This is a genomic window from Klebsiella sp. K5-204, assembly GCF_030128585.1.
Lineage (GTDB): Bacteria > Pseudomonadota > Gammaproteobacteria > Enterobacterales > Enterobacteriaceae > Klebsiella > Klebsiella quasipneumoniae.
This window is the reverse complement of sequence record NZ_JAKUZS010000004.1, coordinates 274482-288530: the sequence shown is the minus strand read 5'-3', so window position 1 is coordinate 288530 and position 14049 is coordinate 274482. Positions and strand designations below refer to the sequence as shown.

Here is a 14049-nt window from a genome sequence, read left to right as displayed (position 1 = left end):
GCGACAAGGCCGCCCATGCTGGCGGCCTGACATCGTGAGACGTTCCTGCTCTTCCCTCTCAGCCCGCAGGCATACGGGCTGAGAGGCCTGCAAAGCCATCACCGCGCTAGCGCTGATCCTGTTTCGCCAGCCAGACCAGCAGCTTGAGGCTGGCGGAGTAATAATCATCCTTGTCGTCAATCTGCGGCGCTTCCTGCGGTTCGCCAAGCGTTAAATCACGCACCGCCAACAGGCCGCCGGCCATATTCCACGGGGCGACCTCGTTAGTGCTAACGTTGATCCACGCCGGGGTTTGCAGACGCGGGTAACTCTGCATCCAGGCTTTCCACGGCGCGAGCAAGGCGCTATGCGGATCGACCCACGAGATATACAGCGGAATACGGATCGCATCGAAACTCATCCGCGGCGGCCACTCTTTGGCCGGCAGCATCTTGCCATCCGCCCGCAGCGCCACCCAGTCGCTGGGCAGGTGCGATTTCCCCCAGCCCATCTGCCCCAGCAGCGCCTGCCCGTCACTCTGCAATGTCCGCCAGGCGGTCAGGTGCGTCCGCTCCGCAAAGGCGCGCCAGGCCGGAAAGATGAAATAGGAGGGGTTAAGGTTCAGGTGGTCGTTGCGGTTGAACCCCTTCACCCCCGGGAGCATCACCTGGCGACCGGCGAAAGTCACCACCGTATATTTCAGCAGGGAGGCGGTGATGGCATCGGAGGCCGTCGCGTAGCGCTTGTCCTGCCACTGCTTTTGCGCGCGCAGCAGCGCCCAGGCGATCAGGGTATCGCCATCGGTGGCGTTGTTTTTATCGGCGATCGGGTCCGGCGCCACCGGGTTATAGCGCCAGTAAAACAGCCCGTTAGACTTGTCGCGCAGGGTGCTGTCCGTCCACTGCCACAGTTTGTCGAACGCCGGGCGATCGTTATTCGCCACCGCCAGGAGCATGGCGAAGCCCTGGCCTTCCGTATGCGACACATTGCCATTGGCGGTATCAATGATACGACCGTCCGGCATCATAAAACGGGCCTTATAGCGCTCCCATGCCGTATCCGCCCACGCCCGGGGCACCAGCATCACTGCCGTTGTCACTATCACCGCCACTAAAGCACGCAGGGGCATAAATTCACTCTTTATGGATGGTAGTAAAGAAACTGAACGTCAGAGACGGAGAACACCCGCTCACGCTGCAATATCACGTGAGCACTGCCTCCCTGACTCTGCAGCCAGCGAGAATATAACCCCTCGAGTATGGCACAGAACGCGTTGCACCAGCGCACGCGCCCTGCGTCGTCGCGGCTGACCGGCAACGCCTGATGGCGCAGGCGCAGGCCGTCCTCGCCGACGTCGATGGTCACCACCCCCCAGTGGAAATGGGTCAGCAGCCGGTTGATATTCGCCTCCAGCTCCCCCACGGTCTCCGACGCCGGCAGCGGATGGGTCTCCGCCAGCGAAGCGCCCATCTGACGCAGGAAAGGCTGGCTCTCCAGCTCGCCGGCATTATTGAGCATACCTTCGACCATAATAATCAACAGATCGAACCATCCGGCAGGCGTCTGCTGCTGCTGAAACCAGGTCATCACCACCGGGTTATTGTTCTCCGTCATCATCAATGATCTCCTAACATATAGCGAATATAGAGCCCGGCGGTGCTTTCGTTATAATCCCCGAAGGTGTCATAGCCAATCTGGCCCCCCAGCGTCATCTGTTTGTTGACCTTGTAATCCGCCCCGGCGCGCAGGGTATAGCCGATGCCGCTCTTCGAGGTCGCGGAATAGTAGGCTTCCTTGGCAAACCCGTTGCTTACCGCCGTCTCCAGGGTTTGCTGCCACTCCGAATTGGTCGGGAAATAGGCGCTCTTATCCTGGCTGTAAGACTGGTAGCCCACCGAGCCGCCGAGCTTCATGGTCCAGTTATCATATTTCTCCGTCAGACTGACCGGCAGCGACACGCTGACGTAATTTTGCGGACTAAAGTAGCCCCCCTGGCCATAGGTGAAGTAGCTGAGGTTTTTGGAGTAATCCATATAGCTCATGCTCAACCCGGCCTGCAGCTGGCGGTATTCGTCATGATAGGGCCGCAGATAGACCCCGGCATTGGCATTGATGCTGGTGTTGCTGGCGACGTTCTGTCCGAGATAGCTGTATCCGCCGCCGCCAACGTAGAAGCCCGCATCGCCGTCGTCATAGCTCAGCTGCAGGGTGCCGCCGTTTTTCGTCACCTGCCCCCAGTTTTTCCCGGAATAGGCATCCTTCAGACCGACATAAGAAAGCAGGCTGTCGGTCAGCGAGCGGCGTTCGCCGGTGAGGATCAGCGACAGATAGTTGGTCAGCTTGGGCGACCATTTCACCCCGCCGACAACGGTATTAAGATCCTGGCCCAGCGGCGTGCTGCCGATATCGACCCGGTAATCGTCGCCGCTTAGCGCCAGCGCCAGTTCGACGCCGTTGGCCTTCTGCGAATCGGTCGAGCCGCTGGTCTGGTCAACGTTCGGCTTGCGGCTGGACGAGGAGAGATAGCTGGCCACCTGCCCCGAATCATAGCTCCCGAGCTTGGCCAGGTTTTCCATCCCGCTGCTGGTGGTCGGATTGAAATCCGCCGCGTTCAGGGTGCCGAGGCCGCTTAACGCCTCAGCGCCCGGATTGCTGGCAAAATAGGCCGTCCGCTCCGCCTCGGTCATCGCGGCGATCGCCGCCTGCTCGCTGGTGGCGGTACTCACCATATTGGAGACCGCATTGGCCAGCGGGTTTGCGCCGTAGCGACGCCAGGCGTCGCCGCTGGCGGTCCCGGCGTTTAACGACACCGGGGTGACGGTAAAGTCAAAGCGCGAGTCGCCAAACGGCGAGGAGGACCAGGTCAGCGGCGTTCTGAGCTCCGTCAGCTTGCTGGTGCCCGATTCGCCGTCGCGTCCGCGCACGTCCATTCCCCCCTGCAGCCAGCTGCCGGTTTTCTCCTGCAGCGACTCCATCATGGTGTCCACCTGACGCAGCATCCGCGTCTGGGCGGTGTCCACCGGCAGGTCGGTGCGCTGGATCCCCGGCAGCGAGGAGCCGGGCGCGACGGCCGACTGGGCGACCTGCCACGGCATATACTGGCCGTAGGCGGAGGCCGTCCGCGTCGGCGCCGACGTTTGCGACACGCCGATAAAGGGGTTATCCGCCGCCAGCACCCCGCCGACGGTCGGCGTTTCGCTGCTGTTGGTGCTTTGCATGCCCAGCAGTTTGCCCCGGGCGCTGCGCAGGTAGGTCATCGCCTGCTGATGATGACCCTGGGCCTCCGCCACTCTCGCCAGCAGCAGCAGGCGATCCGGGGAGTTATCCTGACGCAAGCCGCCGGCCAGCTGTTCAGCGCGATCGTTGTTCCCCGCCGACAGCGCCACGTCGATGGCCCCGGCGCGCGCATCCTGGTTCGGCGTATCGCGCGTCATCAGGTAGTCATAGACCACCCCGGCCTCTTTGTTCATTTTGCCGCTCTGGTACAGCCGCGCCATGGCGAACATCAGATCGGTGTTTTGCGGATCGCTTTGCATGGCGCGGATCAGCTTGTCATACGCCGCGGCGTAATTGCCCTGCTCGCGCAGGCGATCGGCCTCGTTGATCACATAGCCATTGCGAATGCTCGCCAGCTGCGTCGGCGTACTGCTGGCCTGCAGCTGCGGATTGCTGATCAGGTTCTGCGCCTCGCCGGTCAGCCCGGCCTGGTTCAGGACGGCGATCTGATCGGCGTAATCGCCGGCGTTGCCGGACACCCCGCCGCTGATATTGTTGCGCACCAGCGATACCGCAGTGGTCAGGTCGCCGCTCTCGGCCAGCAGCCGCGCCAGCTTGCCGGCGTCCGCCGGGGCTTTCGGCGGCGTAGAGGCCATCGCCCGCAGGGTATTGCTGGCGGCGATGGTATTGCCCTGCGCCAGGTAGTTTTCGGCCGTCACCAGCTGCAGGTTGTAGTTCACCCGCTGACGTAAATCGCGCATGTCGCTGGTCTGGCTGCCGCCGGGAATGCGCGACAGCAGCGTCTGCGCCTGCTGCCAGGCGCCGTTTTCGCTGGCGAACAGCGCGGCGGCATACAGCGCGCTGTTGCTGGCGCCGGGGCGATAGGCCGCCGACATCAGCGAAGAGGCCTCGCTGGCGTTACCCGATTTTTGCAGCAGTCGGGCCAGATCGAGACGCAGCCAGGGATCGTCCGGATAGCGGGCGACGCCCTGGCGCAGGGTGGCAATGGCACCGGCTGGGTTACCGCTGCTGACCTGCGCCTGGGCCTGGCGGCGCAGGGCGTCGCCCGGGACGCCGGCCACCACTCGCGGCTGCAGTTTTTGCTGCAGACTCTGCGGCAGCGTCTGCAGCATCGCCTGCGCCTCGGCGGATTTATTCTGCTCGCGCAGCACGTAGTAGAGGTTTTCCCGCGCCGCCGCATTCTGCGGATCGTCGTTTAACAGTGAGCGCAGCGTTTGCTCGGCCTGGGGTAAATCTTTGTTATGCCGCAGCACATCGGCGCGAAACAGCTTCGCCGAGGCGCCCCGCGCCCCGCTCTGCTGCGCCAGCGGCGCGGAGAGCGCCAGCGCCTGGCTGATATTGCCCTGCTTATAGGCCTGCTGGGCCTGCGCCAGCTGGCCGTAGAACAGGGCATCGGCCGCCTGCTGACGGCGGGTCGCCGAGGCGTCGCCGCCGAGATCCGCCGCCCGGCTCAGATATTGTGACGCGGCCTGGTAGTCGCCGCTGCGCTGGGCGATATAGCCCATGCCCGCCAGCGCATCGGCATCCTGCGGGTTGGTCTGCAATACCTCTTCAAACTGCTGTTTCGCGGCAGCGGTATTGCCGCTGTTGAGATTGGCGTAGCCCTGGCCGCGCGCCTGACCGCTGCGCCGTTCACGAAAGTAATTCTGAACTTCGCTATCCTGCGGATGCCGCTGCATCCAGGTATCGTAATACTGTTCATCCCCGGCCTGCGGGCCCAGCCAGAGCAAGGCCTGACGCAAGCCGCTGTCCGCCTCTTTATTGCCGCTGGCCATCGGTTCGAGCAGGGCGATCCCTTCCCGACGGGTCTCTTCCCGCCAGGTTAACGCTTTGCCCAGCGCCACCCGCGGGGCGTTCTCCTGCGGATGCTGCGCCACGTACTGCCGCAGTTCGCTGATGGCCTGCGGATAAAGCGATTTGTCGCTGGCCATGGTCAGGTAATATTCCGCCGCCAGCCCAGCAGGCGGCGTATTGCCATTGAACATGCTGCGCCAGGTCGCCAGCGCCCCGGGGATATTGCCGCCGCGCGCCTGCTGGCGGGCCAGGCTGAGCTGGCCCTGCGGCACCTGCGACATCTTTTTGGCGTTGTCCAGATCCTGCAGGCCCGGGCTATCCGGCGCCGCTTTCGCCAGCCGCGCGCGCCACTGCGCCGCCGCCTGCATATCGCCGCCCTGCTGCGACCAGAGCGCCATCAGATACAGCGCCTGGGTGTTGTTGGCATCCACCGAGAGCACCTTCTGCAGGGACTCCATCGCCAGCTCGTCATGGGATTTCTCATGCCAATAGTTGGCCTGGGCGAACAGCGCCTGCAGCGCCGCGTCGTTACCCGCCGCCAGCGCGCCGCCAGAGGCGCCGAGAGCCAGGGCGCCGGTGAGGCAGAATGTGGTGAGCCGCCGGGAGCTTTTCATCGTTATCGTTATCTTTCTTTTCATTGGTTATCCCCCGAACCCAGACGCTTACGGGCGTGACGTTTAAACATCGCGGTCAGCGCCAGTCCCATTATCGAGGTGGCAATCAGCCCCAGCAGGGCGAGGAAACCGGAGTGCTGGCTGGCATACCAGACCGCCATCATGTACCACGGCATCTGACCGCTGGGGAACGGCGTACTCACCTGGAAACTGCGCACCCCGTTATCGCTGGTGATCACCGCGGTATCGCCACGGATCCCGGCGTTGATGCGCGGCGAGTCCAGATCGTTTTTCAGTCGCGCCAGCTGGTCATCATTGCTGGCCATCGCCACCACCACCAGGCGGGCGGGGTTCCACGGCGAACGATAGCTGATAAACCCGCGCCAGGCGCTGCTGGACGAGAAGTAGCGATCGGCGTCGAGGCTGGCGGAGGTCCAGTCGCCGGTGAGCCGGCGCTGCGCTTTTTGCCACAGATCGGGCTCGCGGACGCTCAGCACATTATCCACCGGGCGGTAGGGTGAATCGGCCAGCAGGCTCTGGTTGAAGGCCTGCTGATCGAGAGCGGTGACCGCCAGCACGTCACGTTCGCGCAGCGACTGCAAATCCCCGCCGCCGGTGGGCATCCCGAGAACGACGCGGTTATTCGCCAGCGCGGTGCCGGTCGCGTTCCCGGAGCGCGCGGCCAGATTCAGCAGGGTCGCCACCTGGGTCTCAGACGGTTCCGCCGGCAGCAGGAGCGTCGTTTGCGAATAGTCAGCCAGCCGCGAGAAGGGGAACGAGGCGCCGACGAAATAGGAGAGGTTTGGCAGCAGCGAGAAGTGTCGCGTCTTGCTCAAATCAATCCAGGAGTCGTCAGTGATGCGGCTCTTGATATTGTTATTCAGCAGCACCTGGCACGGAACATCGTCCTTCGGCACCACATTGAAGTACATCGACAGCTGGTTATCGCCGTAGATCAGATAGGGGGCCAGCGGGATGGTAAAGCGCTCCTGGCGCGCATCGCCGCCGAGGTGGCGCCAGACTTTCTCCAGCGGCCCCTGCTTGTTCATCGGCAGGTTGTTGAGGAAGGTGCCATTGAGCGTGACGCTCAGCAGGGACTTATCCTCATTGATCCAGTTTTCCGACGGGAAGCGGTAGCCAACCTGCAGCGGGATCGTCTCGCCATCCCACAGATAGAGGTCCGGGGCGGCGCGGAAGGCGATACGTAAAGGTTCATGCCAGACGCCGCTGACGGTCGGGCTTTGATCCTTACGCAGCAGTTCGCTGAGCCTGACCGGACGATCGGTGGGGATCCAGCGCGGGGCATCATACGCTTTGCCAACCGGGATGGTCTGCGGCTCGACATCCAGCGTCGCGGTTTGCGGCGCAAAGTTACCGCGGGTTAACCGCCAGGCAGCCATGCGCAGCGCGGTATCGTTTTTGCCGACGATCAACAGCAGCTTATAGGCCGGATTGGCGGGATTGGCGATGATGCGCAGCAGCGGCTTATCGGTTTCCGGCAGCATCATACCGCCCACCTGCTCGCCCGGATGGCCAATCACGATGCCGTGGCGTTCCGGCAGGCGGTCGCGCAGCGCGCTGAAGGCGATGCCGCGATAGTCCGCCTGGATACCCAGCCAGGAGGAGACCAGCGCCGCGGCGCTGAAGACGTCGGCCGACGGCTTCGCTCCATAGGAAACGGCGATGTCCGCCGGCGTCATCTGCATGCTGTCGAAGAAGGGACGCGGGAAGTGGCTCAGATCGTCGCTGATGTTCAATTGCTGGCTTTCCCAGCTGAAATGCGACGTGGGCAGCACCGTGACCCGCGACGAATCATGAATGTCACGCTGGCACTGCAGGGTATCGCCATCGTTGATCTTCACGCTCAGGTTATTGCTGGAGACCATCAGCGCGGGCGGGATATCCAGCTGATAATGGGAGACATCCTCGCCATCGGCGCCCAGCGGCAGGGTGCCGAGCGGTTGACCGTTGAGCATCAGCTGTAGGGTGGCGTTGCGGCTCGCCATTTCCGGCGATACGCGAACGGCAAGGCTGAGCTGCGAATGGATCACCACCTGATCGGAAGGCAGGGTAAAGCTGACGCCCCCCTGCCGCTGACCGCCGCTGAGGATAATGCCGTCCGGCATCCCCATCTGCGCCAGATTCAGGTCGCCTTCCCAGACCGGGGCGACAGGAATGACCTCCGGCGCGGCCGTAGCGCTCACCGGCGGGGGTAAGTCCGGCATCTCCGGCGCAGGGGCCGTCGCCGCAGCATCGCCGGCGGTGGCGGGGGCTGCCGGAGAGGCGCCCTCCTCCGGCGAGGCAGCCGGGGGTTCGTCGCCTGGCTCGCTGTCCGCCGCGCCGTTGAGCTGCGGGAAGCTCAGCGGGGCGGCGGCGCCCGGTTCTTCACTGTGCAGCGCAGGCGCAGAGAGCATCCCTGCCAGCAGCGCCAGCGTCGTTAATCGCTTCATAACGTGCCATCCTCCTGCGCCGTTTTCGCCACTGTTGCCCGATTGCGCTGGCTGCGACGGGTTTTCCACGTCAGCCAGAACAGTTCGAACACGCAGCGTAAAATGGTGAAGAAGGAGCGGAACGGGTTATCCTGCGGGCGCGGCGGATTAATCCAGGCATCCGCGCGGGCCAGCACAACGCGCACCAGTTCACGGCGGCGCGAAAGCGGAATATCTTCATCAAACTTGAGGCGCAGGAAGCGCTCGTCAGAGGTGACCAGCTGCGCCGGGATCGAAATAGCCCCGGACTGCAGGATCAGCTCAATCTCTTCGATATCATCCTCCAGATGGCGCGTATCCGGCGCCACCACGCGGCAGCCGCCCATCGACAGATCCTCGGTATGGCTGCGGGAAACGATGCCGCTGGCGTAATGGATCACCACCGGAATATCGACATCGATACGAATGGTTTTGCGCACCTGCCGCGTTTCGCGCGCTACGGCAATCGCCGCCAGCAGGAAGATCAGACTGTAGATCCCCCATCCGACGTTGAGGGCGATAACGTTGGGGTCCGAGCCAAAGTAGTCATGGCCAATCGCCCGGACGATGCCGACGATCACCCCCAGCGCCAGCAGGCAGGCCACCACCAGATGCGGGCGCACTACGGTGAAATCGAAGTAGCCGACGTCCAGCAGGCCGCCCTTATCGGTGACGTTGAATTTGCCGCGCTTGGGGAAAATCATCGTCACCAGGGTCGGCAGCACCAGGTGGAAAGCCAGCACAATGTCGTAGATTTCCCCCCAGAAGCTGTAGCGATAGCGGCCGTTCATTCGCGAACCGACGTAGATGGCGAGAAACAGGTGCGGCAGCGCATAAGAGACGATCAGGCTCGCTGATGAGTAAATAATATTGAGGTTAAACAGCAGGTAAGCCAGCGGGGCGGTGACAAACACCACCCTCGGTAGCGCGAACTGGTAGTAGAGCATGGCGCTGAGATAGCACAAGCGCTGCTGGAAGGTCAGCCCACGGCCAAACAGCGGGTTATCAACGCGAAAAATCTGCGTCATTCCGCGCGCCCAGCGGGTACGCTGGATAACGTGCACCACCAGGCGCTCGGTGGCGAGGCCAGCCGCCAGCGGAATATCGAGAAAGGCCGATTTCCACCCAAGGCGCTGGAACTTGAGCGCCGTATGGGCGTCCTCGGTGACCGTTTCGACGGCGAAACCGCCGATCTGCGCCAGCGCCTCGCGGCGGATCACCGCGCAGGAGCCGCAGAAAAAGGTGGCGTTCCAGTTATCATTGCCCTGCTGAATCGGGCCATAGAACAGCATCCCTTCGTTCGGAATATTGCGCCCGACGGAGAGGTTGCGCTCGAACGGATCCGGGGAATAGAAGTAGTGCGGCGTCTGCACCAGCGCCAGCATCGGATCTTTCAGAAAGCCGCCGACGGTGGCCTGCAGAAACACGCGCGTGGCGACGTGGTCGCAGTCGAAGACGCAGATAAGCTCTCCCTGGGTCAGGGTCAGCGCGTGGTTGAGGTTCCCCGCTTTGGCGTGCTTGTTGTCGTTGCGGGTAATATAGCCCACCCCGACGTCGGCGGCGAACACGGCAAACTCGCTGCGCTTACCGTCATCCAGAAGATAGATTTTCATTTTATCTTTTGGATAATCAATGCATTGTGCCGCGAGGACGGTGTCACGCACCACCTCCAGCGGTTCGTTATAGCTCGGAATATAGATATCGACCGTCGGCCACTTGCTCATATCATCCGGCAGCGGAACAATGCCGCGCTTCAGCGGCCAGACCGTCTGCAGATAGTTAAGCAGCAGCATCACCCAGATATAGACTTCCGCCAGAAAGAGCCCCATGCCGAGAATGGTTTCAATGGCTGAGTTGAAGTGCAGGGTCTGCGTGAGGCGAAAATACATGTAACGGGTGGACATCAGCAGCGAAGTGACGACCATAATCACCGAGATGCTGCGCCGTTTGCTGAAACCCATCAGAAACAGAATACCAATGCTCAGCAGACCAAAGATGTACTGCTTCTGGCTGTCCATCGGCGTGATCACTACCAGCACGGCGACCGGAGAGAGCACCAGCGCCAGCAACCAAAAAAGAGATTTTTTCATTCAGCAGCCCTGCAATAAGTTAAAGCCCTGACATGCGTGGCTGGCTGTGCACCGTGCCATCGCCAATATGGATACCCAACAGCGAAGATATTTTTTTAGCAATAATTTCAATATCGAAGGCCGCTGCCGAGGAGGCGTTAAAGTCCAGAATCGACTTCTGCGACGCATTGGCCTCCACCACGCTTTCATCACGATGGACAATGCCAAGCAGTCGTTCGCCCAGTTTTTCTTCCATCAGGCTGGTGACGTCCCGGCTGACCTGGCGACGGCTATCGCTTTGGTTAATGACGAAATAGTGCCCATGCTTGTCATTCAGCGCCGCGCCGGTCAGGCGCTGTTTTTCCACGTGCGCCAGGGTCGACATCGAGGCGGTATCCGCCAGCAGCGGGATCAGATGCAGGTCCGCCAGACCCGTCAGCGCCTTTAGCGCCGGCGAAGGCCCTGGCGGCATATCGGCGATGGTGATCAGCCCGGGATAATTCAGCAGCGCGGAGAGACCGCGCTGGAGAAAATGGTCGTTGTGAGTCAGTTGCTCATCAAACGCCTGACGCTGCGCTTCGCTCACTTCGCCATACGGCAGGACGAAAATATTGCTGCCGGCGCTCAGCACGCACTGGCTCCAGTCGTGCATTTCCAGCGCCTTCGCCACGTAGCCGCGCTCATCGTTCAGCGGCACGCCAAAATGCAAACGCAGGGCGTTCTGGACGTCAAAATCCAGCGCCAGAACTTTGCTGCCGGTCCGCGCCAGCGCATAGGCTAAATTGGCCGCCAGGGTCGTTTTCCCTACGCCACCTTTCGGTGAACAGACGCAAATCAACGGCATGTTGCGATCCTTTCCAGAAGTGATTTCAAAGGCTGGTCTTTATTTTTCGTCACCGGCTCTGCGCTTTTCGCCGCGAACAGGTGGGCATAGTTCTCGGCGGCGGGCGCGGGTCGGGGGGCTATTCTCGGCGGCGGAGCCATTGCCGGTTCAGGCGCCGGGATGGGAGGCGCAGGGGCCACCGCAGGCTCCTGCCTGACCGGCTCCGGCGCGGCTGCGGCGCTCTCCACGACCGGCTGCGGGGCCGCTGGCGCGGCCGGCGCGGCAGACGCTACAGGATCAGAGGCTGGCGCCGCTGCTACGGCCGCCTCTACCTGGCGGAACAGATCCGCAGGCACCGACTGCGGCAACGGCGCGGAGACCGAGCCTCCCAGCGCCAGGGAAGAGGGTTTCTCTGCGCCGGGATTCAGCTGATTGAGGATCGCCCAGTCTCCATGCTCCCGCGTGGCGGCTTGCGATGAAAGATCCTGAAATTTGAGGTTTTGCGTCCGCGTTTTTTCCTGAAAGCGCTGCAGATCATCATAATGGTTCATTGATAACCTCATGATTTTAAAAATTTCATATTAAGTTTGTTGTTATTTTCTGGGTATATTTAAAATATCGTGACGTCTCTGGTATGGCAGAAAAAGCACCGGTGGAGACGTACCAATACACACGATTGACAGGGTTATAATAGTTTAGATTTTGATTTTCGGTGTGATTCCACGGCAGAAGTATCGCTACACTAACATTTCCCTTTGAGAAGAATAGCCCCATTTTTTAGGTATGCGTACATCCTCAAGCCCCGCAACCACCGCGCTTCCCATTCGTTTTTATATAAAGGTATTTCGCGATGATAGAATCATAGCGTCAGATAAGCGAAAGAATAAACCTGAACCATTTTAATTTCTCTTTAATTCTATAAAAATGGACTGAAAGTCTTATTTTTTCGGATAATCGACGAAGAATGCTCCGAGAGCGTGGCATTCACTGCGATAAAAGGCGATATCGTCGGATTTCATCTCCGGCGGGAGAGAAGCTCCCGGTCATCGGACCGGGAGCGTGCCATCAGGCGTGGGGCTTTTGCGGATTCTCATCCTGGTCGACGGCAAAGCAGGCCACCAGCTGGCCGCCGTAATCCTTCAGCTGCGGCTGAAGCTGGGTGCAAGGGCCGAAGCGCCGGCGGCAGCGCGCGTTAAAGGCGCAGCCCGGCGGCGGATTCAGCGGGCTCGGCAGCTCGCCGGTCAGCTTAATCCGCTCGCGACGGTCGTCCGGGTTCAGACGCGGCGTCGCCGACAACAGCGCCTGGGTGTATGGATGACGCGGATTGTTAAAGATCTGCTCCTTGGTGCCCTTCTCCACGCAGCGGCCGAGATACATCACCATCACTTCATCAGCGATATGCTCGACGACCGACAGGTCGTGGGAGATAAACACGTAGGACAGTCCTAAATCCTGCTGCAGATCCATCATCAGGTTCAGCACCTGAGCGCGTACCGAAACGTCCAGCGCGGAGACCGGCTCATCGGCAATCACCACGTCCGGATCGAGCATCAGCCCGCGGGCAATGGCGATACGCTGGCGCTGACCGCCGGAGAACATATGCGGATAGCGATCGTAATGCTCTGTTTTCAGGCCCACTTTCGCCATCATCGCCAGCGCTTTTTCGCGGCGCTGCTCTTTGCTCAGGCTGCTGTTAATCAGCAGCGGCTCTTCCAGAATCTGCCCCACTTTTTTACGCGGGTTCAGAGAACCGTAGGGGTTCTGGAACACAATCTGGATTTTTTGCCGCCGCAGCTTCTGCGCCTGCGGGTCGTGCTTAAGCAGATCCTGCCCCTGATAATAGAGCTCGCCGCCGGTGGGAATTTCAATCATCGTCAGCAGACGACCGAGGGTCGATTTACCGCAGCCCGACTCCCCCACCACCGCCAGCGTTTTACCGCGCTCAAGGGTAAAGGAGACGCCGTCCAGCGCCTTCACCAGCCGTTCCGGGGCGAATAACCCCTTCTTCACCGGGTAGTGTTTTTTCAGATCAATGGCCTGCAACAGCGGTTGTGGCGTGGCGGCCTTTTGCGTACTCATAATCCAGGCCTCCCGGCATCATCGAGTGGGTAGTGACATTTAGACTGGCGGCCGCCAGTGAGATCCGCGAGCGCCGGCTCTTCACTACGACATTTATCCGTAGCATAGGGGCAGCGCGGGTTCAGCAGGCAGCCGTTGGGACGGTCATATTTCCCCGGCACCACGCCCGGCAGCGACGCCAGACGCGCTTTATCCTGGGCGAACTCCGGCAGCGCGCGCAGCAGCGCCTGGGTGTATGGATGGCGCGGCGCGCGGAAAATATCCTTCGCATCGCCAGTCTCCACCACCTGACCGGCATACATAACGATAATTTTATGCGCGGCCTCGGCCACCAGCGCCAGGTCGTGGGTGATCAGCACCAGCGCCATATTCTCCTGCTGCTGCAGATCCAGCAGCAGCTCGATGATCTGCGCCTGAATGGTCACGTCCAGCGCGGTGGTCGGTTCATCGGCAATCAGCAGTTTTGGCCGACAGGCGATGGCCATCGCGATCATCACGCGCTGGCTCATCCCGCCGGAAAGCTGATGCGGATAGACGTCCAGCCGCGACGCCGGATCGGGAATGCCCACCAGGTTCAGCAGGTCGATGGCCCGCTGGCGGCGGGTTTGCTTATTGCCGCCCTGATGGACTTTAATCGCTTCCATAATCTGGTAGCCGACGGTATAGCACGGATTGAGGCTGGTCATCGGATCCTGGAAGATCATCGCCACCTCCGCCCCCACCAGCTGGCGCCGCTCTTTTTCAGAGATGCGCTGCAGATCGCGGCCGTTAAACTCCAGTTTGTCCGCCATCACCCGGCCGGGGTAATCAATCAGGCCCATAATCGCCAGCGAGCTGACGGATTTACCGGATCCAGACTCCCCGACGATGCCGACCACTTCGCCCTGTTTCACGCTATAGCTGATGCGGTCCACGGCGCGGAACGGCGCGTTTTCATCGCCGAAATGCACCGATAATTTATCTACATTCAATAACGCCATCTCGAA

At 61.3% G+C, this 14049-nt stretch carries 8 protein-coding genes and 2 pseudogenes; all 10 read right to left on the bottom strand.

The genetic code is table 11. From position 1 onward, the window contains the following. Window positions 1-106 precede the first annotated feature (106 nt). The 10 genes and pseudogenes from MKR05_RS12920 to dppD all read right to left on the bottom strand — a co-directional run bounded on the left by MKR05_RS12920 (window position 107) and on the right by dppD (window position 14043). A complete protein-coding gene (locus MKR05_RS12920) occupies window positions 107-1108 on the bottom strand; it encodes a glycosyl hydrolase family 8 (RefSeq protein WP_023291300.1) in 1002 nt (333 codons plus the stop codon). An 11-nt stretch (window positions 1109-1119) separates the two neighbouring features. Then, window positions 1120-1596, bottom strand: a complete 477-nt coding sequence (gene bcsD / locus MKR05_RS12915) for a cellulose biosynthesis protein BcsD (RefSeq protein WP_004204979.1) — start codon at window positions 1594-1596, stop codon at window positions 1120-1122. Continuing rightward, a complete protein-coding gene (locus MKR05_RS12910; protein ID WP_101995562.1) occupies window positions 1596-5648 on the bottom strand; it encodes a cellulose biosynthesis protein BcsC in 4053 nt (1350 codons plus the stop codon). Before MKR05_RS12910 ends, bcsD begins: the two co-directional genes overlap by 1 nt. Beyond that, on the bottom strand, window positions 5645-8074 hold the full coding sequence (gene bcsB / locus MKR05_RS12905) for a cellulose biosynthesis cyclic di-GMP-binding regulatory protein BcsB (protein WP_238875237.1): 2430 nt from the start codon (window positions 8072-8074) through the stop codon (window positions 5645-5647). Before bcsB ends, MKR05_RS12910 begins: the two co-directional genes overlap by 4 nt. Then, window positions 8071-10182, bottom strand: a complete 2112-nt coding sequence (gene bcsA, locus MKR05_RS12900; protein WP_023291304.1) for a UDP-forming cellulose synthase catalytic subunit — start codon at window positions 10180-10182, stop codon at window positions 8071-8073. The genes bcsB and bcsA overlap by 4 nt, the downstream gene beginning before the upstream one ends. A 19-nt stretch (window positions 10183-10201) precedes the next feature. Beyond that, window positions 10202-10994, bottom strand: a pseudogene (locus MKR05_RS12895) (cellulose synthase operon protein YhjQ/BcsQ). Window position 10995: 1 nt separating this feature from the next. Next, window positions 10996-11535, bottom strand: coding sequence for a cellulose biosynthesis protein BcsO (locus MKR05_RS12890; RefSeq protein ID WP_217332671.1), 540 nt, complete (start codon window positions 11533-11535; stop codon window positions 10996-10998). 316 nt (window positions 11536-11851) lie between these two features. After that, a pseudogene (locus MKR05_RS12885) lies at window positions 11852-12031 on the bottom strand (hypothetical protein). Between the two features lie 18 nt (window positions 12032-12049). After that, a complete protein-coding gene (gene dppF, locus MKR05_RS12880) occupies window positions 12050-13063 on the bottom strand; it encodes a dipeptide ABC transporter ATP-binding subunit DppF (RefSeq protein ID WP_023291307.1) in 1014 nt (337 codons plus the stop codon). Next, a complete protein-coding gene (dppD, locus tag MKR05_RS12875) occupies window positions 13060-14043 on the bottom strand; it encodes a dipeptide ABC transporter ATP-binding protein (RefSeq protein ID WP_023291308.1) in 984 nt (327 codons plus the stop codon). The genes dppF and dppD overlap by 4 nt, the downstream gene beginning before the upstream one ends. Between the last annotated feature and the right edge of the window lie 6 nt (window positions 14044-14049).

Bases quoted from the DNA above. Each gene is read 5' to 3' on its own strand.
- MKR05_RS12920 (WP_023291300.1), bottom strand. From the start codon at position 1,108: ATGCCCCTGCGTGCTTTAGTGGCGGTGATAGTGACAACGGCAGTGATG.
- bcsD (WP_004204979.1), bottom strand. From the start codon at position 1,596: ATGATGACGGAGAACAATAACCCGGTGGTGATGACCTGGTTTCAGCAG.
- MKR05_RS12910 (WP_101995562.1), bottom strand. From the start codon at position 5,648: ATGAAAAGAAAGATAACGATAACGATGAAAAGCTCCCGGCGGCTCACC.
- bcsB (WP_238875237.1), bottom strand. From the start codon at position 8,074: ATGAAGCGATTAACGACGCTGGCGCTGCTGGCAGGGATGCTCTCTGCG.
- bcsA (WP_023291304.1), bottom strand. From the start codon at position 10,182: ATGAAAAAATCTCTTTTTTGGTTGCTGGCGCTGGTGCTCTCTCCGGTC.
- MKR05_RS12890 (WP_217332671.1), bottom strand. From the start codon at position 11,535: ATGAACCATTATGATGATCTGCAGCGCTTTCAGGAAAAAACGCGGACG.
- dppF (WP_023291307.1), bottom strand. From the start codon at position 13,063: ATGAGTACGCAAAAGGCCGCCACGCCACAACCGCTGTTGCAGGCCATT.
- dppD (WP_023291308.1), bottom strand. From the start codon at position 14,043: ATGGCGTTATTGAATGTAGATAAATTATCGGTGCATTTCGGCGATGAA.